This window comes from Streptococcus sp. CCH5-D3 (genome assembly GCF_001556435.1).
Lineage (GTDB): Bacteria > Bacillota > Bacilli > Lactobacillales > Streptococcaceae > Streptococcus.
In genome coordinates this window covers 1-270 of the sequence record NZ_LSIW01000160.1, presented here as the reverse complement: position 1 = coordinate 270, position 270 = coordinate 1, and the positions used below count along the sequence as shown (strand labels likewise).

1 protein-coding gene is annotated in these 270 nt (G+C 40.0%); it reads right to left on the bottom strand.

The features are described from left to right. A partial coding sequence (locus AX662_RS10855; protein WP_197414665.1) for a hypothetical protein occupies nucleotides 1-270 on the bottom strand: 270 nt, incomplete at both ends.

Sequence of the window (270 nt, the reverse complement as noted above, 5' to 3'; positions counted from 1 at the left end):
TTGGTTTTTCAACTTTCTTAGTTGTTGGGTTGTAGTAGTTAACTACTTGAGCCGCTGTATTTTCGATGTCTACTCCACCTTTAACATCCGCTTTAACAGTTGTTGGGATGTCGAACTTGTAGTAACGTCCGAAGGCGAATTTAGTTGTGTCGATCACTTGAGTGTTTTCTGCATCGCCAAGTGACTTAGTGAAGCCATCTTTAAGAGTTGCAGTAATCACACCGTTGTTAACAGTGATATCGAATTTAGCTGTAACATCATCACCTGTTA